The organism is Streptomyces sp. NPDC111744 (assembly GCF_055634995.1).
Map to the genome: position 1 here is coordinate 168,666 of NZ_JBVKCG010000018.1, position 22,378 is coordinate 191,043.

At 67.9% G+C, this 22,378-nt stretch carries 9 protein-coding genes; all 9 read left to right on the forward strand.

Features of this window, described 5'->3' with window-relative positions; all coding sequences use genetic code 11:
• Window positions 1–81: 81 nt before the first annotated feature.
• Window positions 82–7,308 (forward strand): amino acid adenylation domain-containing protein, encoded by a 7,227-nt coding sequence (locus ACZ7OO_RS32550; RefSeq protein ID WP_471510295.1) that lies wholly within the window; start codon window positions 82–84, stop codon window positions 7,306–7,308.
• Window positions 7,308–8,585 carry an MFS transporter gene (locus ACZ7OO_RS32555; RefSeq protein WP_471510297.1) on the forward strand — a complete coding sequence of 426 codons (1,278 nt, stop codon included), beginning with the start codon at window positions 7,308–7,310 and terminating at the stop codon, window positions 8,583–8,585. Before ACZ7OO_RS32550 ends, ACZ7OO_RS32555 begins: the two co-directional genes overlap by 1 nt.
• A gap of 106 nt (window positions 8,586–8,691) precedes the next feature.
• Window positions 8,692–10,215, forward strand: coding sequence for a lyase family protein (locus tag ACZ7OO_RS32560; protein WP_471510299.1), 1,524 nt, complete (start codon window positions 8,692–8,694; stop codon window positions 10,213–10,215).
• Complete coding sequence (locus ACZ7OO_RS32565; RefSeq protein WP_471510301.1) at window positions 10,184–11,188, forward strand: GHMP family kinase ATP-binding protein; 1,005 nt, start codon at window positions 10,184–10,186, stop codon at window positions 11,186–11,188. The genes ACZ7OO_RS32560 and ACZ7OO_RS32565 overlap by 32 nt, the downstream gene beginning before the upstream one ends.
• A 10-nt stretch (window positions 11,189–11,198) precedes the next feature.
• Window positions 11,199–13,481 (forward strand): pyridoxal-phosphate dependent enzyme, encoded by a 2,283-nt coding sequence (locus ACZ7OO_RS32570; RefSeq protein ID WP_471510303.1) that lies wholly within the window; start codon window positions 11,199–11,201, stop codon window positions 13,479–13,481.
• Window positions 13,478–14,524, forward strand: a complete 1,047-nt coding sequence (gene ltaE / locus ACZ7OO_RS32575; protein ID WP_471510305.1) for a low-specificity L-threonine aldolase — start codon at window positions 13,478–13,480, stop codon at window positions 14,522–14,524. Before ACZ7OO_RS32570 ends, ltaE begins: the two co-directional genes overlap by 4 nt.
• A 1-nt stretch (window position 14,525) precedes the next feature.
• A complete protein-coding gene (locus tag ACZ7OO_RS32580; RefSeq protein ID WP_471510307.1) occupies window positions 14,526–21,020 on the forward strand; it encodes an amino acid adenylation domain-containing protein in 6,495 nt (2,164 codons plus the stop codon).
• Between the two features lie 61 nt (window positions 21,021–21,081).
• On the forward strand, window positions 21,082–21,276 hold the full coding sequence (locus tag ACZ7OO_RS32585) for an MbtH family protein (RefSeq protein WP_471510309.1): 195 nt from the start codon (window positions 21,082–21,084) through the stop codon (window positions 21,274–21,276).
• Between the two features lie 59 nt (window positions 21,277–21,335).
• Window positions 21,336–22,190: a formyltransferase family protein gene (locus tag ACZ7OO_RS32590; protein ID WP_471510319.1), complete on the forward strand. Its 855-nt coding sequence runs from the start codon at window positions 21,336–21,338 to the stop codon at window positions 22,188–22,190.
• Window positions 22,191–22,378 lie beyond the last annotated feature (188 nt).

The following is a 22,378-nucleotide window of genomic DNA, read 5'->3' on the forward strand; positions in this document are numbered from 1 at the left end:
GTTCGTCCGCCGACTCGGTACTCCCGGGGTGCTGAACCAACCCCGGCCGAACGGTAATCGTCTATCTGTGAGGGGAACCTTGTGACTGTCGGTCATGCTGGTCTGTTCGAGGGAGAGACCTACGAATTCCGGGCCTCTCGCGCACAGCAGCGCATGTACTTCCTCGAAGAGCTGGCACAAGGTTCGCCGACCTACCACGTGCCTCTGTGCCACGAGTTGAACGGCGCCCTCGACGAATCCGTGCTGCACGCCGCCGCCCAGGGACTGGTGGATCGGCACGAGGCGCTCCGCACACGCTTCGCCGTCAAAGACGGCCAGTTGGTCCAGCTGATCAGCGCCCGAGCGCGTCTCGACTGGCAGGCCGAGGACGCGGCGCAGGGTACGACCCAGGCCGATGTTCGCGACTGGCTGCGGACGCGGAACCGCCGCTCCTTCGACCTTGAGCACGGCCCGCTCTTCCGTGTCTTCTTGCTCCGGCTCTCGCCCACTCGGCGAGTGCTCGTTCTCCACCTGCATCACATCGTGTGCGACGGCTGGTCGGCGGGCATCCTGCTCAAGGAACTCGCCGCAAGCTACCGGGCGTTGGTCGCAGGACAGCCCGACGACCAGAAACCGCCCGAGTTCCAGTACGCCGACTACTCCGCCTGGCAGGAGGAGTGGCTGGAGGGTCCGGCCGCTCGTCGGCAGGAGGAGTACTGGCGGGACCGCCTCGATGGCGACCTTCCCGTGCTCAGACATCCGGCGAGCCGCCCCCAGACGGCTGCGGCGCCGGAGCGCCCCAGCGCCGTCCACTACTTCACGCCTCCGCAGGATGCGATCGGGCGGCTCACGGATCTGTGTGTCGCGTCCAACAGCACCCTTTACATGGGCCTTCTGGCGGTCTTCGACGTCCTTCTGAGCCGGTACACCGGCCACACCGACATCCTGGTCGGCACCCCGATCGCCAACCGCAACCGCGCCGAGTTCGAGAGAACCGTGGGATTGTTCGTCAACACCTCGGTGATCCGCGCGGACCTGTCCGGGGACCAGACGTTCGCTCAGCTGCTAACCCAGGTACGGGGCACCGTGCTCGCAGCCCAGGACAACCAGGACATTCCGCTTGAGTGGCTTGTCGCTCTCAAAGGCGCCGACCGTACCGACGACACCTCGCCATTGTTCCAGGTCATGTTCGGCATGAATCAGGACGGCGATCTGGGCTGGGAGCTGCCTGGGGTCGACGTCACATCCGTCCCCTCGGGACTGCGCAGCGCCAAGTTCGACCTGCTCTTCGACGCGTACAAGACGCCACGGGGAGTCGAGTGCTCGATCGAATACCGGAGCGATCTGTTGGATCCCGCCGCGGTGGAACTGTTCGCAGAGCACTTCGGCAAGCTCCTCGACTCCGCCGTGCGCGAACCCCACACTCCCGTCTCCCGGCTCGAACTGCTCACCACCAATGAACGCTCCCGCTGGCTGAGGCCGCCCGGCGACGCTGCCTCCACTCCCGCACACCGTCCGCTGTGCCACGAACAGTTCGAGCAATGGGCGCACATGGCGCCCGCCAGCACGGCCCTCACCTTCCGTGGTGAGCACATCAGCTACGCAGACCTCGACCGCAGGGCCAACCGCATCGCCCACCACCTGCGGGAACTGGGGGTCGGGCCCGACACTCTGGTGGGCTTGAGCGTCGACCGCTCACCCGACCTGGTGGCGTGCATCCTCGCCATTCACAAGGCCGGCGGCGCCTACCTGCCTCTCGACCCCGCGTATCCGGTCGAGCGCCTCCGGTACATGGCCGAGGACGCGGGCATCACCACACTGTTGGTCAACGACGCGGCAGCGGACCAGTGGTCGGACTTCCACGGGCACGTGGTGCACCTCGAAAAGGACGCGCGGGACATCGAAGCCCGCCCGGAAACCGCCCCGAACGTCGCCGTCACCGGTGACCACCTGGCGTACGTCATCTACACCTCGGGCTCCACGGGGCGCCCCAAGGGAGTCCTCGTTCCGCACCGGAACGTCGTCCGCTTGTTCTCGGCGACGGACGCATGGTTCGGGTTCGGTCACCAGGACGTGTGGACGCTGTTCCACTCCTATGCCTTCGACTTCTCCGTCTGGGAACTGTGGGGCGCCCTCGCCCATGGTGGCCGTCTGGTCCTTGTCGACTACGAGACAAGCCGGACCCCGTCGGCCTTCCACGAACTGGTGCGGACCGAGGGCGTGACCGTGCTCAACCAGACTCCGTCCGCCTTCACTCAATTCATCCGGGCCGACACTCAGGCTGCCGCGGAGACGGCCTGCCAACTCGCGCTGCGATATGTGGTGTTCGGTGGCGAGGCACTTGAACTCGGCTCGCTGCGCCCTTGGTTCGATCGGCACGGTGACGAGGCCCCACTCCTCGTCAACATGTACGGCATCACAGAGACCACCGTGCACGTCACCTACGGACCGATCAGGCAGTCCGACCTCGACACCGGCCGGGGAAGCGTGATCGGCGTGCCCATTCCCGACCTGCGCCTGTACGTGCTGGATCGCCACGGCAGGCCTGTGCCGACGGGAGCGGTCGGCGAACTGTATGTCGGCGGAGCGGGAGTCGCACGCGGGTATCTCAATCGCCCCGAGCTGACCTCGGAACGCTTCATCCGGAACCCGTTCGCACCCGACACGTGTGAGGACCGGCTGTACCGCACAGGTGACCTGGTGCGGATTCTGCCGGACGGCGACCTCGAGTACCGGGGCCGCATCGACAGCCAGGTCAAGCTGCGGGGCTTCCGTGTGGAATTGGGCGAGATCGAAACGGCCCTCGCCTCCTACGACCAGATATCCAGCGCTGTGGTGATGCTGCGCGCCGATGGCGACGGACACCCTTACCTCGCGGCCTACGTGGTGGCGCGGAGCACGGGTGGCGCACTGGAGCAACCGTCGCTCGAAGAGGAACTGCGACAGCACCTGTCGGGCCTTCTGCCCCACTACATGGTTCCGAGTGCGTTCGCCGTACTCGACGACTTCCCGCTGACGGCGAACGGCAAGGTCGACCGGGCCAAGCTGCCGGACCCGCGGACCACGTCGACCTCTCCCGCGCAAGCCCACGCTGCGCCGCGCACAGCGGTGGAGCGCACACTTTCGGAGATCTGGGCCGCAGTACTGGGACATCCGCGGGTGGGTATCGACGACAAGTACTACTCGCTGGGCGGCGATTCGATCCGCAGCATCACGCTACTCGCGGCCGTGCGTGAGGCGGGTATCGATTTCTCGCTCACCGATCTGCTGTCCTGCCAGACCATCCGTCGGCTCGCCGAGGTGGCCACCGTCTCCGAGGCCTCCGCCAAGAAGCCGGGGGCCGAGCCGTTCGCCCTCGTCTCACCCGAGGACCGCTCGCGGCTGCCGGCCCGGCTGGAGGACGCCTACCCGATGACCCGGCTGCAGCTGGGGATGTTCTTCCACACCGGGCTGTCGACGATGGGCACTGGCCTTTACCACAACACCTCCTCATACCGGCTCAGGGCTGCCTACTCCGAAGACGCCTGGCGTACCGCGGTCGCGGCGGTCTGCGCTCGGCACGAGGTGTTGCGCACCTCGTTCGCACTCCATGGGTTCAGCGAACCGCTGCAGCTGGTTCACACCGAGGTGGAGCTACCCCTCTCCTTCGAAGACCTGCACGACCTGGCCCCTGGCGAGCAGGACGCTGCTGTGGCAGCACGACGCGCACAGGAGGCGAGCACTCCGTTCGACCGGGAACGGGCACCCCTGATCCGCTTCCATGTGCAGCGGCTCACCGAGGACACCCTGCAACTGTTCATCACCGAGCATCACGCGATTCTTGACGGCTGGAGTGAGCGCTCGCTCTTCGCCGAGCTGCTCCTGCGCTACGGCGACGCGCTGGAGGGACGGAAGGAGCGGCCGACGGACCGGCTCGCGTCACGCTACTCGGCGTACGTGGGTCTCGAACGGGATGCCATCGAAGACGAGAATGCCGCTCGGTACTGGGCTTCCTACCTTGACGGCATGTCCCTGACCGCTCTGCCCCGGCTGCCCGAACGGGCGGGGGCCGGGCCCGGGGCGTCCGCGGCGGCGTTCCACACGGCGCCGTTGCCCGGCACGATCCACCGGGAGATCGCGCGGCTCGCCGATCAGGTGGGCGTCTCGCTGCGCTCGGTACTGCTGGCGGCGCATCTGCGCGTGATGGGTGTCCTGTGTGGTACCGACGACGTGGTGTCGGGCGTCGTCTACAACGGACGAGGCGAGGAACGGGATGCCGAGAAATGCCTGGGCCTCTTCCTGAACACCTTGCCCCTGCGGACACATCTCTCAGGTGGTACCTGGGCCGAGCTGATCGCGCAGGTGGCCGAGGCGGACACCAGCGTCCAGCAGCACCGCCGCTTCCCGCTTGCGGACATCATGCGCGTCTCCGGACACCCTTCCCTGTTCGAGACGTTCTTCAACTACACCCACTTCCACGTGGAAGGATCCCTCGCCGATCAGTCGGAGATCGGGCTGCTCCAGGAGGAGAGCTCGGCCGGCACGAACTTCGCCTTCGGTGCCGAATTCTCCGTGGACAGCTCCGACGGCCGGCTCACCCTGGGACTGCGCTACGACCCTTCCAAGTTCACGACGGAACAGATCGAGGCCTCTTTCGGGCTCTACACAGCGGCTTTGGTCGACATGGCGAGGCGTCCGCACGAGCTGTACCACCGAGCCGACCTGCTGACCGTCGAGGAGCGCCGGCAACTGGTGGCCTGGAATGCGACCGGCCATGACTACGCCGCATCCTTGCTACTGCACCACCTGGTGGAAGCGCAGGTCGCCCGGTCTCCCGAGGGGGTCGCCCTGCGCTGTGAGGGTACTCGGCTGACCTATCAGGAAATGGACGTCCGGGCGGCACGCCTGGCACGGGTGCTGCAGGCCCACGGAGTCGGTCGAGGCAACTTTGTCGCCGTCGTCCTGGACCGCAGCGTGGACCTACCCGTCATCCTGCTCGGCGTCCTCAAGTCTGGCGCAGCGTACGTGCCGCTCGATCCGGAGAGCCCCGATCTGCGGCTGCACGGCATTCTTGCCGATGGTGCCATCGGCACAGTGGTCACCTCCCGTGAGCAGGCCGACCGCTTCGAGTTGCCCGGCGTACGCGTTCTCGTCGCCGATGAGGAACTCGCCTCGGCACAGACCGGTGATGTCTACTCGTCGTGCCGCGAGGTGACGCCCGACGATCCGGCATACATGATCTACACGTCCGGCTCGACCGGACAGCCCAAGGGCGTCGTCGTCTCCCACCGCGCCATCGCGAACCGACTGCTCTGGCACCAGGAGACGTTCGCGCTCAGGCCTGGCGAAGCCGTCCTGCAGAAGACGCCGTACACCTTCGATGTCTCGGTGTGGGAACTGTTCTGGCCGCTGATGACAGGTGGTGTGGAGGTACTGGCGCGGCCGGGCGGGCACCGTGATCCCGCGTATCTCGCGCGATTGATCCAGCAGGAGCGGATCACGACGGTGCACTTCGTGCCGTCGATGCTCCAGGCGTTCCTGGAGCACCCGGCCAGTGCGCAGTGTCGAGCCCTGACGCGCGTCTTGTGCAGCGGTGAGGCACTGCTTGGCGAGTTGCAGGAGCGGTTCTTCCGACGCCTGGACGGAGTGGAACTGCACAACCTCTATGGGCCGACAGAAGCAGCCGTGGACGTCACACACTGGAAGTGCGAGACCGACGGGAGGGGAACGGTTCCGATCGGGCGTCCGGTTGCCAATACAAAGGCGCACGTCCTGGACGCCCACGGGATGCCCGTCCCGGTCGGCGTCACGGGGGAGTTGCACCTCAGCGGCGACCAACTCGCCATCGGCTACCACCGGCGCTCCGACCTGACCGATGCCGCGTTCGTACGGCACACCGACGAAAACGGTCGACGGTGTCGGATGTATCGCACGGGCGACCTGGCACGGTGGCTGCCCGACGGCACGATCGAGTACCGGGGCCGCCGGGACTCCCAGGTCAAGTTGCGGGGCTTCCGCGTAGAACTGCAGGAAATAGAGCGGACGCTGGCCGCTCATCCCGCAGTGCACGAATGCGCGGTTCTGGTCCGTGGCGATCACCTGGTCGCCTACGTCACAGCCGCCGACGGCGCTGCACCCGCCACCGACGACCTGGCAGACTACGCCGCTGCGTGGCTGCCGAGCTACATGGTCCCGGCCCTCTGGGTTTCGTTGGCGGCCATGCCGCTGACCACCAGCGGCAAGCTCGACCGCAAGGCCTTGCCCGCACCGGTCCGCACCGACCATCAGGCCGGCATCCCGACACCGCCGGCGGACGCGACGGAGGCGCGGCTGCTCGGCATCTGGCAGCGCCTCCTGGACACCGCTCCCCTCGGTGCGGACGACGACTTCTTCCAAGCGGGCGGGCACTCGCTCACCGCTGTGCGGCTCGTCGCGCAGGTCAACGCGGAGTTCGGCACCGACCTGGCCGTCTCCTTCGTACTGTCCCACCCCACGGTCGCGCGGCAGGCCAGGCTTCTCCGGCTCGGCGCTCCGGCGCTGTCAGGCCGTGCGTCCGCGTCCCGAGCTGTGCATCTGGGCGGTGACGGCCCGCTGACTCCGCTCTTTCTCGTGCACGCGGCCGGCGGCGGTGTGCTGTGCTACCGCGCATTCGCCGCGGCACCGGGCGACCGCCCCTGCTATGCCTTGCCCGCGCCGGGCCTGGAGCCGGGCGAGCAGCTCCTGGACTCCGTCGAGGAGCTGGCCCAATACCACCTGGAAGCAGTGCGTGAGGTGCAGCCGGCGGGCCCGTACCGCCTGGCAGGGTGGTCCTTCGGTGGAGTGGTGGCCTACGAGATGGCTCGCAGCCTGCGTGCTGCCGGGGAAACAGTGGAGGTGGTCGGCCTTATCGACAGTGGGTACCCGGATCTCTCGACGGCCCCCGAGTCGCCGGTCAGCACGCTGGTGGCGTTCGCCGAGGACACCCTGTTCTCGGCTGGTCTACCGGTCGACGACCTGCTTTACCAGGATCTCGCCGTCGCCAGCGACCCAGAGGGCGGGCTGCGCGAGCTTGGCCGCCGCCTGCGCGAGAACTCGGGGTCTGACATCGGCCACGACCAACTGGCCCGGCAGCACGCTGTGTTCGATCGCAACTTGAGGGCCATGGCGAACTACCGGCCTACCCCCTACGCCGGTCCGTTGCACTTCTTCGCCGGTACGGCCACGGCTCGCGCCGGTGCGTCCTCGCGCTGGCAGGAACTGGCCAGAGGCGGGTTCAGGGTGCACACCTTGGACGCCGGCCACTACGAGATCGTGCGTGAGCCCCACGCCATGATCCTCCTGGGTGCCCTCGATTCTGCCGAGGTGAACTGATGCCTCAGCCTGCCTCGGCACCCAGGACGGATTTGTGGAGGAATGGGGACTTCCGCAACCTCTGGTTCGGTCTGACGGCTTCACTTTTCGGAGCCAAGATCACTGCCATCGCCGTGCCCCTCATCGCAAGCCGCACACTGCATGCCACTCCGCTGGAGATGGGCGCTCTCGTGGCGATGGAGTACGTGCCTTACCTGGCCATCAGCCTGCCTGCCGGGGTCTGGCTCGACCGCCGGCCCAAGCGACCACTGCTGATCCTGAGCGACATCATCCGCGCCTGCCTGCTCATGGCCATACCAGTGGCCTGGTTCCTCGACGTTCTATCGGTCCCACTGCTGCTCGTCATGGCCCTCCTCATCGGGTTCTGCACCGTCGTCTCGGACATCGGCAGCGCCTCATACCTGCCCTCGCTCGTCGGCCGTGACCAGTTGATCGAGGGCAACAGCAAGCTTGAACTGAGCAGTTCCGCCTCCAACATCGGCGGCAACGCGCTGGGCGGAGGGGTGCTGCAGCTGGTCTCCGCCCCCCTGGCGCTGGTGTTCAACTCGGCGGCGTACCTGGTGTCCGCTGCGTTCACCTTCCGCATCCGGCACCGGGAACCGGCCCGCGAGCGACAGGTGTCCGGCATGAAGTCGACCGTGTTGCGGGAGATGCGAGAGGGCGCCCAGGCGGTCTACGGGCATCGCACCATCCGCAGGATCGTGATGGCCACCCTGATCTTCAACTTCTTCACCTTTGTCATCGAGCCGGTCTTCCTGCTCTTCCTCACCCGGACCCTGGACCTGCCGGCCTTCTCCATCGGCCTGGTCTTCTCCGCCTCCGGTGCGGGAGCGCTCGTTGGAGCGCTGATCGCGGGACGGGTGAGTCGTCGCCTCGGCCTGGGCCGGACGCTCGTTGGCTCGCTGCTACTGGCGGGCCTGGCCGCGCTGCTGATCCCCACCGCGGTCCTGGTACCTGCTTGGTCCGCGCCCTTCGTCATCGTCGCCATGTACTTCGTCGACTCCGCGATGGTGATCGTCTACAACATCAACCAGCGCAGTCTGCGCGCCGCCCTGACCCCCGACCGACTGCAAGGCCGGATGAACGCCTCGATCCGCATGGTGGTCATGGGGGTGGCACCGGCCGGCGCCTTCGTCGGCGGCGCGCTCGGCGGCTGGCTCGGCACACTGCCGGTTCTCGTGCTCGGCGCGGCCGGAATCCTGCTGGCCGGCGGCTCGCTGCTCCTGTCCCACGTCCGGACGATTGCCGAGCCCCCCGCCGTAGAGATGGCCCCCTGAGCCCTCACGGCCCCGTTTCGTACCTCGCCGGCCTTGCTGCCGACGGCATGACCGAAGCGACAACGCACCTCTCAGTGCTGTCCACTGCAACAGAAACGGATTCCTGGTGCACCCTGACCACGACATCGGCGGAAGCTCTGCGCTACCGCTGAGCGGACGCGTCGGCAGCGGTCCGAGCGACCTGTTGAGGGAAGAGATCCTCGACCCCCAGTTCCGTCATGAGGCGGATCATCTCCTGCCGTACTACATCACCATCGAAAAGGCGCTGGTCGCTGAATATCTTCGGCTGGGCCTGCTCACGGCTGGGCAGGCGGCGGAACTTGGCGGGCTGCTCGGCTCGGCGACGCGCGAAGAGCTCATGGCCGAGCGGCAGTCGAGCATGTCCGACATCGCCTTCACCCTGGAACGCCATGTGGAGGCGCGGCTCAGCAAGCCGGTCCCGGCCTGGCACGTGGATAGAAGCCGCAACGACCTCCAGGCCTGCGCCCAGTTGATGTTTGGCAAGGCACGGCTCGTCGACGCCGCCGGCGCTCTGCTCGCCTTCGGGCAGGCGGCGCATCGGCTGGCCAGCCGATACACCGACCACCCCATGCCCGGCTACACACACCTGCAAGCTGCCCAGATTATCACTCCGGGCTTCTATCTCGCGGCGCTGTCGGAACAGGTGCTGCACACCGCACGTCGGCTGCTCACCACGTATGACGCGATCGACGCGTGCCCGCTGGGGGCGGGGGCGATGTCCGGCCAGGAACTGGCCTGGGACCGCGACCGTCTCGCGGGGCTGCTCGGTTTCCAGCGAGTACAGCCACTGGCCCTGACCTCCGTCGCCTACCGTGGCTGGACCCTGGAGATCACCGCCGAGTTCGGCATATTCAGTGTGGCACTCAGCCGCTTCGCCACCGACCTGATGGCCTGGGGCAGCAGTGCCTACGGCTACCTGGACCTGCCGGACGAGTTGTCCGGCATCTCCTCCGCCATGCCCCAGAAGAAGAACTTCCCGATCCTCGAACGCATCCGGGGCAGGTCCGCGCATCTGGCCTCGGCCCACACCGATGCGGTGCTCGGCCAGCGCAACACGGCCTTCTCCAACTCGGTCGAGGTCTCCAAGGAAGCGGCGGCCCAACTACCGCTCGCCTTCGACACCTTCGAGAGCGTTCTGCGGCTGTCCACGGCGGTCCTCGACCACGCGCGGTTCGACTCCGCTCGCATGGCCGCGGCCTGCGAACGCGAGTTCCTCGGCGGTTTCGCCCTGGCCAACGCCCTTACCTTGCGGGAGGGAGTGCCCTGGCGTCGGGCCCAGGTGATCGCGGGGCGGTACATCGTCGCCGCCATGGAGGCCGGCTTGCTGCCGGCACAGACCGACACGGCCCTGCTGAAGCGGACCGCAGCGGATCTCGACTTCGAACTGGACGCGCCCGAGGCGCTCCTGACAGGGACTTTCGACGTCCGGCACGCCCTGGAGTTGCCGAAGTCCGCAGGCTCGACCCACCCGGACGCGGTCGCCGCAGTCCTGGGCGCACAGACGGACGAACTGGAACGACTGAGCGGGGAATGGGCGGCACGCGCTCGCTTCGCGCACGGCGCACGAGGAGGAGAGCATGACAGCGCAGCCGCACACGCTGGGGTATGACGGACTGGCCGGAGTCACCGAACTTCGGCGGCGCGTTGCCGGTGCCGGCGTCGGGCGCGCCTTCGGCACCTTCGGGGAACTTCTCCAAGGAGTGCTGCCCGGAACCGGCAAGCACTTCATGGTCACCTCCCCGGTGGCCGCATGGTCCACCGCAACCTTCGCCCACGAACCGGACGCGACATCCGTCCACGTCGCCCCCCACCACAAGCGCAAGGCAGCCAGGATGGCGGAGTTGGCCTTGCGCGCGGCGGGCCACACTGGCGGCGGCCGGCTCCGGATCGGCAGCGAATTGCCCGAAGGCAAGGGCATGGCCAGTTCGTCGGCGGACCTCGTGGCCACAGCCCGGGCGGTCGCCGATGCGGTGGGCGCCGTGTTCACGCCGGCCGACATCGAGTCACTGCTGCGGGGCATCGAACCGTCCGACGGCGTCATGTACGACGAGATCGTGGCGTTCAACCACCGGGACGTCCGGCTGCGGGAACGCCTGGGCACCATGCCCGCGATGACCGTCATCGCCTACGACGAGGGCGGACAGGTCGACACGATCAGCTACAACCGTGCGGCCACCCCGCCCGGCGAGGAAGAGCGGCGTGAGTACGCCCGCTTGCTCGACCGGGCACGCGAGGCGGTACAGGACGTGGACCTCCGCTCACTCGGCCGGGTCGCCACCCGCAGCGCGGAGATGAACGCCCGACGTACCCACCGTCCGTCCCTCCCCGTGCTGCAACGCATTTGCCGAGACATCGACGGGCTCGGCATCGCCTGTGCCCACAGCGGCACCATGCTCGGCATCCTGCTGCCCCACGACGACCCAGAGGTAGTGGCGAAGACAGAAGTCGCTCTTGCCGCCTGCGCCTGGCTGCCCGGTACCACGATGCTGTACCGCTCGCTGGGGCGCGGCGAGGACTGGTCCCACGGAGGCATGCGCCCCCTCGCAGCCACCGCTCACGCCACTGATCCGGCCATCGCCTGAGGAAGTGAACATGCTCTTTCAAACCGTCCACGACATGGTCGGGCACACCCCGCTCGTTCGGCTCCGCCTCGACGTGCCACAGGGAACCGAGGTATACGCGAAGCTCGAACTGGCCAACCCCTTCGGGATGAAGGACCGGGTGGCCAAGAGCGCCATCGAGGAGGCGCGCCGCATTGGAGCGCTGCTGCCCGGTGCCCCGATCGTGGAAAGTTCCTCCGGCACGTTGGCGCTCGGGGTGGCCCTGGTGGGCCGCTCGCTGGGCCACCCCGTGCACATCGTCACCGACCCGCGGATCGATCCCACCACCCTCGCGAAGCTGCGCTCCCTCGACGCACAGGTCCATGTGGTTCCCCGGATGACTGAGCACGGCTGGCAGGGTGCCCGCCTGGAGCGCCTTCACGAGCTGATACGGGAGCTTCCGGGCGCCTTCTGGCCGCAGCAGTACACCAACCCGGACAACCCGCGGGCCTACCGGGTCCTCGCCGACGAACTGATGCGTGACCTGGGCCCCGTGGACGTGCTGGTGGGTGCGGTGGGAAGCGGCGGCTCCCTCTGCGGGAGCACCCGCGCCCTTCGCAGGCACCTGCCGCGGTTGCGTTCGGTCGGCGTGGACTGCGTGGGCAGCTCCCTCTTCGAACAGCCGGACGTTCCCAAGCGGCTGCAGAGCGGCCTCGGCAACAGCCTGTCGCCGCACAACCTCGACCGAGGTGTCATCGACGAGGTGCACTGGCTCAACGATCACGAGGCGTTCGAGGCGGCCCGGTCTCTGGCCAAGGAGCAACAGATCTTCGCGGGCAACACCTCGGGCTCCGTTTACCGCGTAATGACCAACATCGCCGCGCGCGCCGAACCGGGAAGCCGCATCGTCGGCATCCTCCCCGACCGCGGAGACCGCTACGCGCACACCGTCTACAGCGACGCGTACTGGGCCGAACACGGCGTCACCGATCTACCGCTGGCCTCACGGCCGGCCCAGGTCGTCTACGGCACACCGGTGTCGCGGTGGTCCCGCGCCGAGGTGCCTCAGCCCAGGACGCTTCCCCGGCGGATCCTGTTCATCGAGGCCAATACGTCGGGCACGGGCATGATCGCGTTGCGGACCGCCCGAGAGCGCGGCCTGACCCCGGTCCTCATCACCGGCAAGCCGGAACGGTACGCGGGGCTGTCCGAAACCGGCAGCGAAATTCTCGTCTGTGACACCAACTCCCTGTCCGAGTTGCGAGACGTCGTTCAACGGACTTTCCCCCGCCAGGAACTCGTCGGCGTGACCACCACGAGTGACTTCTATGTGCTCGCGGTGGCCGAGCTGGCCGACTGGCTGGACCTTCCGGGCAACGCTGCCGATGCGGTGACCGCCTGCCGCAACAAAGCCGTCATGCGCCGCACCCTGCAGAATGCGGGAGTCCGGCAGCCGCGGTTCGCGGTGGTCACCGACCCGGCCGAGGTGATCGACGCGGTACACGCGGTGGGCTCGCCGTGCGTGGTCAAGCCGGCCGACGACTCCGGCTCGAACGACGTGCTCCTGTGCCGCAGCCCCGAAGAGGCCGCCGCACATGCCGAACACATCCTCGCGGTGGAGACCAATGTGCGTGGACTGCCCACCGCGCGAACCGCGCTGGTGGAGGAATTCATCGACGGGCCCGAGTACAGCGTGGAGATGTTCAGCGACGGTGGCGTCGCCACATGTGTCGGGATCACCGCCAAGGAAGTGACGGACGGCCCGCATTTCGTCGAGACAGGGCATCTGTTTCCCGCCCCGCTCACCGAGGCCGTGGCCAGTGACATCACTGAGACGGTCGCCGGCGCCCTCAAGGCTGTCGGTTGGGAGCTCGGTGCGACGCACACGGAGATCCGGCTCACCGAGCGAGGTGCCACCGTGATCGAGATCAACCCGAGGTTGGCCGGCGGCATGATCCCGGAGGCGGTCCGCCAGGCCACGGACGTCGATCTGCTTGAACAACAACTGCGAGCTGTCACCGGCATGCCGGTCGACCTCGTTTCCCGCCGCACGGCGAGCGCCGGCATCAAATTCCTGCTGCCCGAGGGAACCGGCACTCTGCGCGCCGTCGAGGGCGTCACGGCCGCGCGCGCCGTCGAGGGCGTCACGACAGTCACGGTGACTGCTGCCGAGGGGACGGCCATCCGCCCTGCCGAGAACGCCTACGGCCGGCTCGGCCATGTCATCGCCGTCGGGCCGGACGCCGAGTCGGTGCGCCGCTCCCTGGACTTCGCCACCCGTGAACTCAGCATCCGCGTCACCACCGAACCCACTCCCGGGGATGAAGCACGATGATCGAACTGCGCAGCGACACCTTCACCACACCGACCGACGCGATGCGCCGTGCCATGGGGGAGGCCAAGGTCGGTGACGACGTGTACGGCGAGGACCCAACGGTACGCGCGCTGGAGGAGCTCGCGGCGGAGCTGACCGGCAAGCAGGCGGCCTGCCTCATGCCGAGCGGCACCATGGCCAACCTCTGCGCACTGATGACCCATGCACCGCGCGGCTCGAAGGTTCTGGTCGGCGACGAGACCGACATCTACATCTATGAGGCGGGCGGGGCCTCGGTCTGTGGGGGTGTGGTCTACGAGCCCGTCCCCAACCAGGCCGACGGGCGGCTGCTCCTGAGCGACCTGGAGCGCGGCTTTCCGGACGATCCGGACGACCCTCAGTTCGCGCTCCCGTCCCTGATCTGCATGGAGAACACCCAGAACCGCTGCGGCGGCGTGGTCCTGCCCCTGGAGTACACCCGCGAGGTGCGGGACTTCGCCGCCCTGCGGGGCGTCCCGGTCCACCTCGACGGTGCGCGGCTGTTCAACGCGGCTGTGGCGCTGGGCGTTCCGGCCGCAGAGGTGGCACGTCACGCGGACTCCGTGCAGTTCTGTCTTTCCAAGGGGCTCGGTGCCCCCATCGGCTCGATGCTGGCTGGCAGCGAGGACTTCGTCCGCCAGGCCCGCAGGTTCCGGAAGATGCTGGGCGGCGGAATGCGGCAGGCAGGCGTGGTCGCCGCCGCCGGCCTGCTCGCCCTGGAGGACACCGAGCGCCTCGCCGAGGATCACGAGAACGCCCGCCGACTGGCCCTTGGGCTCGCGGACATCGAAGGCATCAGCACCGACCCGAAGGACGTGCAGACGAACATCGTCATGTTCCGGGTGACCGACCCCCGCTTCACCTGGCACACCTTCGTCGAGGCCGTGGCGCGGCACGGACTGGCTCTCGCGGAGCTCGGCCACGGTCGACTGCGTGCGGTCACGCACCGCGACGTCGGCCAGGCGGACATCGACGCAGCCGTGCGGATCGTACGACGAGTCCTGGCGCAAGGGCCGGAGGCCTGACATGAGCGGTGATCTGATACAGAGCGAGATGAGCGGGGGAAAGGCGGAGCTGCTCCGCCGACTGCTGAGCGGCCGCGGCGGCATCCCCGAGGCGACCTCCGTAGCGCCGGCGCCCAGGACGGGTCGGCTGCCGGCGTCGAGCGCGCAGGAGAGGCTGTGGTTCCTGGAGCAGTTGCACGGCAGCAATGCCGCCTACAACGTTCCGCTCGTGCTGCGGATCGACGGTGCCCTTGACGTGGCTGCACTGCGCGAGAGCCTCGCCGTCCAGGTTGAGCGGCACGAGGCGCTACGCACTACCTTCGCCTTGGCCGGGGAGAACCTGTGCCAGGTCGTCGCGCCGGCGCGGGCCCCCGAGTTCACCTGCGTGGATGTCGAGGACATCGCCGAAGCGGAATATGACATCGAGCGAGCGGCACAGCTGCCGTTCTCGCTCGCCTCCGGCGAGCCGCTGATCCGCGCACACCTCTATCGCAGCGCTCCGGAACAGCACCACTTTTTCCTCAACCTCCATCACGCCGTTACCGACGGATGGTCAGAAGGCGTCTTTTTCCGCGAGTTGTGGAGGGCGTACGAGCAGTTGGTGTCCGGTCACCCCGTGAAGCTCCCGCAGGTGCGCCTGCAGTACGCGGACTACGCCCACTGGGAAGCGGCGAACCGTGACTCCGAGGAACTGCGTGAGCAGCTTCGGTACTGGGTGGACCGGCTGGCCGATCCACCTGTCCTCGACCTGCCGACCGACCGTCCGCGGCCGGCCGTTCCGTCGGTGGACGGGGGCGGCTTCGCCCTGGAGTTCCCTGAAGAACTCGTCCGTTCGGTCGAGGAACTGGCGGAGCGCGAGGGCGTCACACCCTTCGTCGTCCTCCTGTCCGTGCTGTACGAACTGCTGCACCGGTACACGCAGCAGGACGACATCGTGGTGGGCACCACCATGGCGAACCGCTCCCGTGAGGAGTTCGAGGACACCGTCGGTTTCTTCGTCAACACGGTGGCTCTACGTGTGGACGTGTCTGACATCCCGTCGTTCCGGGAGCTTCTGTCGACGGTGCGCGAGACGGTTCACTCCGCACAGGAGCGGCAGCAAGTGCCCTTCGCGCGGGTCGTCGAGGCAGTGGCACCCAGGCGAGACGCAGCCGTCAATCCCGTCTTCCAGGTCATGTGCAGCCTCCACGACAGCCGCGGCGCCCTCGAAGCAGGCCGGGCTCCCGGCCTGCAAATGGAGTTCGTCGAAGTCGGCCAGCACACCACACACTTCGATCTCACCCTCAACCTGGAACGGCATGCCCGGGGCTTGGTGTGCCGCTTCGGTTACGCCAGTGACATTTTCGACGAGGAGCGCATTCTCCGGCTCTCCGAGCATTACCTCATCCTGCTCGAAGCCTTGGTGACCGACCCGGCCCGGATGCCGGGACAGGCACCACTCCTCGGCGACGGGGAAGTGCGTGACCAGGCGGAGTGGAACGCGACCGGCCGCGACTATCCCGGCCCGTTCGTGCTGCACCAGTTGGTGGCGGAACAGGCTGCCCGAACCCCCGAGGCGATGGCAGTCCGGTACGAGGGATCAGCGCTGAGTTATGGGGAAACGGATGCCCGAGCTGGACGGGTGGCGCGGGCGCTGCGGGACGCCGGCGTGCGCAGGGGCGACTTCGTCGCGGTGGTGCTCGAGCGGTCGCTCGACCTTCCGGTGGCGCTGCTGGGGGTGCTGAAGGCCGGGGCAGCGTACGCTCCGCTGGACCCGGAGAACCCCGACCTGCGGTTGAGGGAGATCGTCACCGACGGCGGAATCCGCACCGTCGTGACCACCCGGGAGTGGGCCGGCAGGTTTGACCTGCCCGGTGTTCGCGTGATTGCCCTGGAGGGCATCACCGACCGGGATGGTAACGCCGACGATAGCTGGTCCTGGGAGGAGAGCGGCCCGGACGACCCGGCGTACCTGATCTACACGTCCGGGTCGACGGGTAAGCCCAAGGGAGTCGTGGTCTCCCATCGCGCGATCACCAACCAGCTTTTGTGGCGGCAGGAGGTGTTCGGGCTGGCGCAGGGCGAGCACGTCCTGCAAAAGACGCCGTACACATTCGATGTGTCACTCTGGGAGTTCTTCTGGCCGCTGATCACCGGTGGAGTGGTGGTCCTGGCACGACCCGGCGGGCACCGCGACCCGGCTTACCTCGCGGGGCTGATCCAGCAGGAGCGGATCAGCACGGTGCACTTCGTGCCATCGATGCTGCAGATCTTCCTTGAGGAGCCGGCCAGCGCCCACTGCACGGGCCTGACCCGGGTGCTGTGCGGCGGCGAGGCGTTGCCCAGCGAATTGCAGGAGCGATTCTTCCGGGTCTTGGACGGTGTGGAACTGCACAATCTTTACGGCCCGACCGAGGCGGCCGTGGACGTTACACATTGGCAGTGCCCGCCCGGCGGACGGCCGGTGGTCCCGATCGGGCGCCCCGTCGCCAACACGGGTCTCCACGTCCTCGACCGGCAGGGCCAGCCGGTGCCGGTGGGAGTCACGGGCGAGCTGTACCTCAGCGGTGTACAACTCGCCGACGGGTACCACGGGCGACCGGACCTGACCGCGGAGGCCTTCGTGAGGCTGCCCGACGAGACCGGCCGGCAGTGCCGCATGTACCGGACCCGTGACCTCGCCCGATGGCGGCCGGACGGCACCCTGGAATACCGCGGACGGCGGGACTCGCAGGTCAAACTCCGCGGCTTCCGCATCGAACTCCAGGAGATCGAGACGGTCGTCGCGGGGCACCCGGCCCTGGTCGACTGCGCCGTGGCGGTGCACGACCAGCGTCTCGTCGCCTACGTCACCGGGCGCGGCGGCGATACTCCCGACCAGCGGGAACTGAGCGAATACGCGGCAGCGCGTCTGCCCGGATACATGGTGCCCGCCGTCTGGGTCCCGCTGTCGGCGATGCCGTTGACCAGCAGCGGAAAACTCGACCGCAAGGCACTCCCGGAACCGTCCTTGGCCCCGGCATCCGAAGGACGCGGGCCGCGCAATCCGTCCGAACGGCTCCTGTGCGAACTCATCGGTGAGGTGCTGGGCCGTCCGTGGACGGACATCGACGCCGACTTCTTCGCGCACGGCGGTCACTCGCTGCTGGCTATCCGACTGGCCGCGCGCATCCGCACCGAGTTCCGCACCGAATTGCCGATCAGGGCCGTCTTCGAGCAGCCGACCGTCGCCGGGCTTGCCGCCCAGGTGGGCAGTGGGCCGAGCGCGGTGGCTCCCCTCACCGCGATGGAGCGGCCCGAGAGCGTCCCGCTGTCCTACGGACAGCAGCGGTTGTGGCTGCTCAACCGGTTTGAGGAGCAGCGTTCGGCGTACAACATGCACACGGCACTCCGGCTGACCGGACCGCTGGACACGCAGGCCCTGGAGGCGGCACTCGGCGACCTCGTCGAACGCCACGAGATCCTGCGCACCGTGTACCCGGAGGTGGACGGCAGGCCCCACCAAGTCGTTCTGGACGCCATCGCACACAGGCCCGGCTTGCACCAGCATGAGTTGGGCGAACTAGCCGATGCCGTGGCCGAGAAGGCATCCGAGGGATTCGACGTCACCACCGATCCGCCCATCCGCACGCATCTGTTCGCGGTCGGCCCGGACGAGCACGTCCTGCTCGTTGTCCTGCACCACATCGCCTGCGACGGCTGGTCGTACGCCCCCCTGTGGCGTGACCTCGCGCTGGCATACAAGGCCCGCAGCGCGGGGCATGCGCCTCGGTGGGAGCCGTTGCCCATCCAGTACGCCGACCACACGCTGTGGCAGCGCCGAGTCCTGGGCGACCCGGAGGACGCAGACAGTGTCCTCGCGCGGCAGAAGCAGTTCTGGACGGAGCGGTTGAGCGGTCTGGCGGAAGAGATCAACCTGCCCGCCGACCGGTCGCGGCCCGCCGTGGCCAGCCACTGCGGCGGCACCGTGCGATTCCACGTACCAGCCGCTGTCCACCGTCGGCTCTCCGCTCTCTCGAGGGACACCGCAGCGAGCGTGTTCATGACCTGCCAGACAGGCCTCGCCGCCCTGCTCACCCAGATGGGGGCAGGCACGGACATTCCGGTGGGCGTGCCGGCCGCAGGGCGCACGGACGAGGCGCAGGACGACCTGATCGGCTTCTTCGTCAACACCCTCGTGCTACGTGCCGACACCTCCGGTGACCCCACACTGCGCGACCTACTCGCCAGGGTCCGGGAAACCAGCCTGGCCTGCTACGCACATCAGGACCTGCCCTTCGAGCTGCTCGTTGAGGCCCTCAACCCGGCCCGGTCCACGGTCAGGCATCCTCTCTTCCAGGTGATGCTGGCCTTCCACAACAACGCCACCACGGCCCCCGCACTGCCCGGACTGCGGGCTGAGGAGTTCCCCGTCGACGAGCGGTTCTCCATGTTCGACTTGCTCTTCGAAATGAGGGAGCGTACCGACGACCGCGATGAACCGGCCGGGCTGGACTGCCAACTCACCTACAGCGCCGACCTGTTCGACCACGCAACGGCACAAGCCCTCACGGACCGGCTGTGCACTGTGCTGGCGGCGCTCGCGGAGGACCCTGGCCGGCGCCTGAGCCAGGTGCCTCTGCTCAGTCCTCAGGAACGGCGGGCGATCGACGGCTGGAACGACACGGAGGCGCCCCGCCCGGAGGTCACGCTGCCCCACTTGTTCGAGCGGCAGGCGGCACGGACGCCAGAACAGCCCGCGGTGTGCCACGGCGACCGGACGCTCAGCTACGCGGAGCTCAACCGCAGGGCCAACCGGCTCGCCCGGCACCTCGTCTCCCTCGGCGTCGGACCGGACGACGTGGTCGGGTTGTTGCTGCCACGATCGGTGGAGATGGTGGTGGCGCTGCTCGCCGTACTCAAGTCCGGCGCCGGGTATCTGCCCCTGGACCCGGACCACCCAACGGAACGCGTCGCCGCGGTCCTCGAGGACGCGTCGCCGGTGATGGTCATCAGTACGCGGACGATCGCCGCCGAGCACGAACGGGCGCACCCGCGGATCCGGTGGCTGTGCCTCGAAGCGCCCGAGACGGCCGCCCGCGTCGCGGAACACTCCGCAGCCGACCTCACGGACGGGGACCGGGTCCGGGCCTTCGCACCACTCCACACCGCCTATGTCATCTACACCTCCGGTTCGACCGGGCGGCCCAAGGGCGTGGTCATGCACCATCGGGCCCTGGTCAACCTGCTCACCTGGCAGGGCCGGGCTGAGCAGTCCGGCCCGGGGCGCCGCACCGCGCAGTTCACCGCGCTCACCTTCGACGTCTCGGCACAGGAGATCCTCTCCACGCTGGTGACGGGTGCCTCGCTACTCATTCCCGACCTGGACATCCGCAGCGACTTCGCCGGCTTCGTCCGCTGGTTGGACACGAGCGGGGCAACTGACCTGTTCGCACCGAACGTCGTGATCGAGGCGCTGTGTGCGGTGGCGGCGGACGAGGGACTCGAACTGGCGAACCTGACCTACGTTGCCCAGGCGGGCGAGGCCCTGGTGCTGTCCGACCCGCTGCGCTCGTTCATCACGGCCATGCCGGGCCGCCGACTGGCCAATCACTACGGGCCGACGGAGACGCATGTGGTGACGGCGTACGAACTGCCTGAAGACGACGGGGCCTGGCCGCGACGGGTACCGATCGGCCAGCCGATCGCCAACATCCAGGCCTACGTCCTTGACGAGCGTCTGAATCCGGTGCCGCCCGGTGTGCCCGGGGAGTTGTACGTGTCGGGAACCGGTGTCGCACGGGGGTACCTGGGCCGTCCCGCGATGACTGCGGAACGGTTCGTGGCCTGCCCGTTCGGAGCCTCTGGTGAGCGCATGTACCGTACCGGTGATGTCGTCCGGTGGCGGACCGAGGGCACGCTGGAGTTCCTGGGACGTGCCGATCATCAGGTGAAGATCCGGGGCTTCCGCATCGAGCTTGGCGACGTGGAGGCCGCGGTATCCGCCCACCCGGCAGTGACGCAGGCCAAGGTCCTCGCCGTCGATCACCCGGCCAGGGGCAGACACCTCGCGGCGTACGTGGTCACCTCCGAGGAGACACAACCGCCGACGGTGGAGGAACTGCGCGCCCACGCGGCACGCAAACTGCCCGCGTACATGGTTCCGGCGACATACGCCCTCCTGGACCGCTTTCCCGTCACCGCCAACGGAAAGGTCGATCAGAAGGCGCTGGCGGGCATGGGCGGCATGTTTCCGGAGAGTTCGTACGTCGCTCCCCGCACCCGTGTAGAGCGCGTGATCGCCTCCCTGTGGGAGGAACTGCTCGGGATGGCCCAGGTCGGCGTCCATGAGAGCTTCTTCTCGCTGGGAGGCCACTCCCTGCTGGCCACGCAGGCAGTCGCGAAGATCCGGTCGGAGCTGGGTGTCCCAGTGTCCATGACGGACTTCTTCGGCAGTCCCACTGTCGCCGCCCTGGCCGAGCACGTGGTCGCCAGGCAGACGCGGGGAGCGCCAGAGCCGCAGATCGTACCCCGGCCGCGCAGGCGTCTGGCCGTCTGACACGGCGGGTCGTTCCCGGCCGCCCCCTCACACATCACAGCAGAGAAAACGGAGCTCGAAGATGTCCAACCCGTTCGACGACGAGAACAGCCGCTACGTCGTGGTGGTCAACGACGAGGAGCAGCACTCGCTGTGGCCCTCCTACGTGGACGTTCCTGCGGGCTGGCGGATTGTCCATGGCGAGGCCGACAGGGTCTCCTGCGTGGCGTACGTGGAGAGGCACTGGCAGGACATGCGCCCGAAGAACATCCGCTAGGCAAGGCCATGGGGCGGGCCCTTGCCCGCCCCCGCCCAGAAGGGAATTCTCCGTTGTCGGTGCCGTATTTCCTGTGCACGGAAAACACGTTTCACGCCGCTTATCTGGTCACGAATTGGCTGGCGGATCACGGCAAACAGGAGGGGTTTCGCGGCGTCGTGCTGCGCGAGGACCCGCTCCCCGAAACTCTGCGGACCGAGCGTGCCCGGTTCCACCGTCGGCACAGCGGTGAGCGCGAACTCGACGACCGGGTGTGGGCCGCACTGGATCGGCTCTATCCGGACCTCAGCGCGACCGAGCGGGCGATGATAGAGGAGTTCGGTGTCCCCGCCCGCTCCGCCAGCTGCCATCCGGACACCGTCTACCTGGGCAAGCGGCTCAATGGCGACATCGCCAGGGATTGGCTTACACACGAGTGCGCCGGGCCCGAGCGGCCGTACCTGTTTGTGTTCCTCGACAAGATCCTCGCCCCGTGGTGGATCGAACTGACGGGTTCGCGCATCATCAACGCGCACTCCGCCGTCCTTCCACACGCGCGCGGCACCTTCGCGATCGAGCAGGTGGCGGCCCTACGCGACAGTGGACTCTTTCGCGCCGCCGCCGGGGCGACGGCACATTTCGTGGACGACGGTGTAGATACCGGACCCGTCATCAAAGCTCTGCGCTTCACCGATCCCTTCTCCTTCAGCTCCATCTGGAGCTGCAAGGGGAACTCCTTCATGCTCGCCTTCGACGTCCTCGATCAGGTCGCGCACGAGGTGCTCGACGGTCGCCATGCCGCCCACGCGGGAGTTACGCCCGCGCTGTCGCCCTATGGTGCACCGGAGTTCAAGCGTCGTGACTTCACCCCGCAGAAGCGGGCGGAGTCGGAGGCCGGCTATCTGGCAATGCGGAGCACCGCGGCCCACCGCTAGTACAGGGTTGCCGGCGCCCTGCCGCAGCCAGACAAACCCACGTACTGCAATTTTTTCGACTGGAGAGGACGCATCATGCCGGAAACCGATGAGCTGCGGTTGTCGGGTGGCTGGAACGACACGGAGGTGGAGTTTCCGTCGGGTCGGTGTCTGCATGAGTTGTTCGAGGAGCAGGTGGGTCGGTCGCC

What these genes read in the sequence shown, in the direction of transcription:
- ACZ7OO_RS32555 (WP_471510297.1), top strand. Translation starts at nt 7,308, where the DNA reads ATGCCTCAGCCTGCCTCGGCACCCAGGACGGATTTGTGGAGGAATGGG.
- ACZ7OO_RS32565 (WP_471510301.1), top strand. Translation starts at nt 10,184, where the DNA reads ATGACAGCGCAGCCGCACACGCTGGGGTATGACGGACTGGCCGGAGTC.
- ACZ7OO_RS32570 (WP_471510303.1), top strand. Translation starts at nt 11,199, where the DNA reads ATGCTCTTTCAAACCGTCCACGACATGGTCGGGCACACCCCGCTCGTT.
- ltaE (WP_471510305.1), top strand. Translation starts at nt 13,478, where the DNA reads ATGATCGAACTGCGCAGCGACACCTTCACCACACCGACCGACGCGATG.
- ACZ7OO_RS32580 (WP_471510307.1), top strand. Translation starts at nt 14,526, where the DNA reads ATGAGCGGTGATCTGATACAGAGCGAGATGAGCGGGGGAAAGGCGGAG.
- ACZ7OO_RS32585 (WP_471510309.1), top strand. Translation starts at nt 21,082, where the DNA reads ATGTCCAACCCGTTCGACGACGAGAACAGCCGCTACGTCGTGGTGGTC.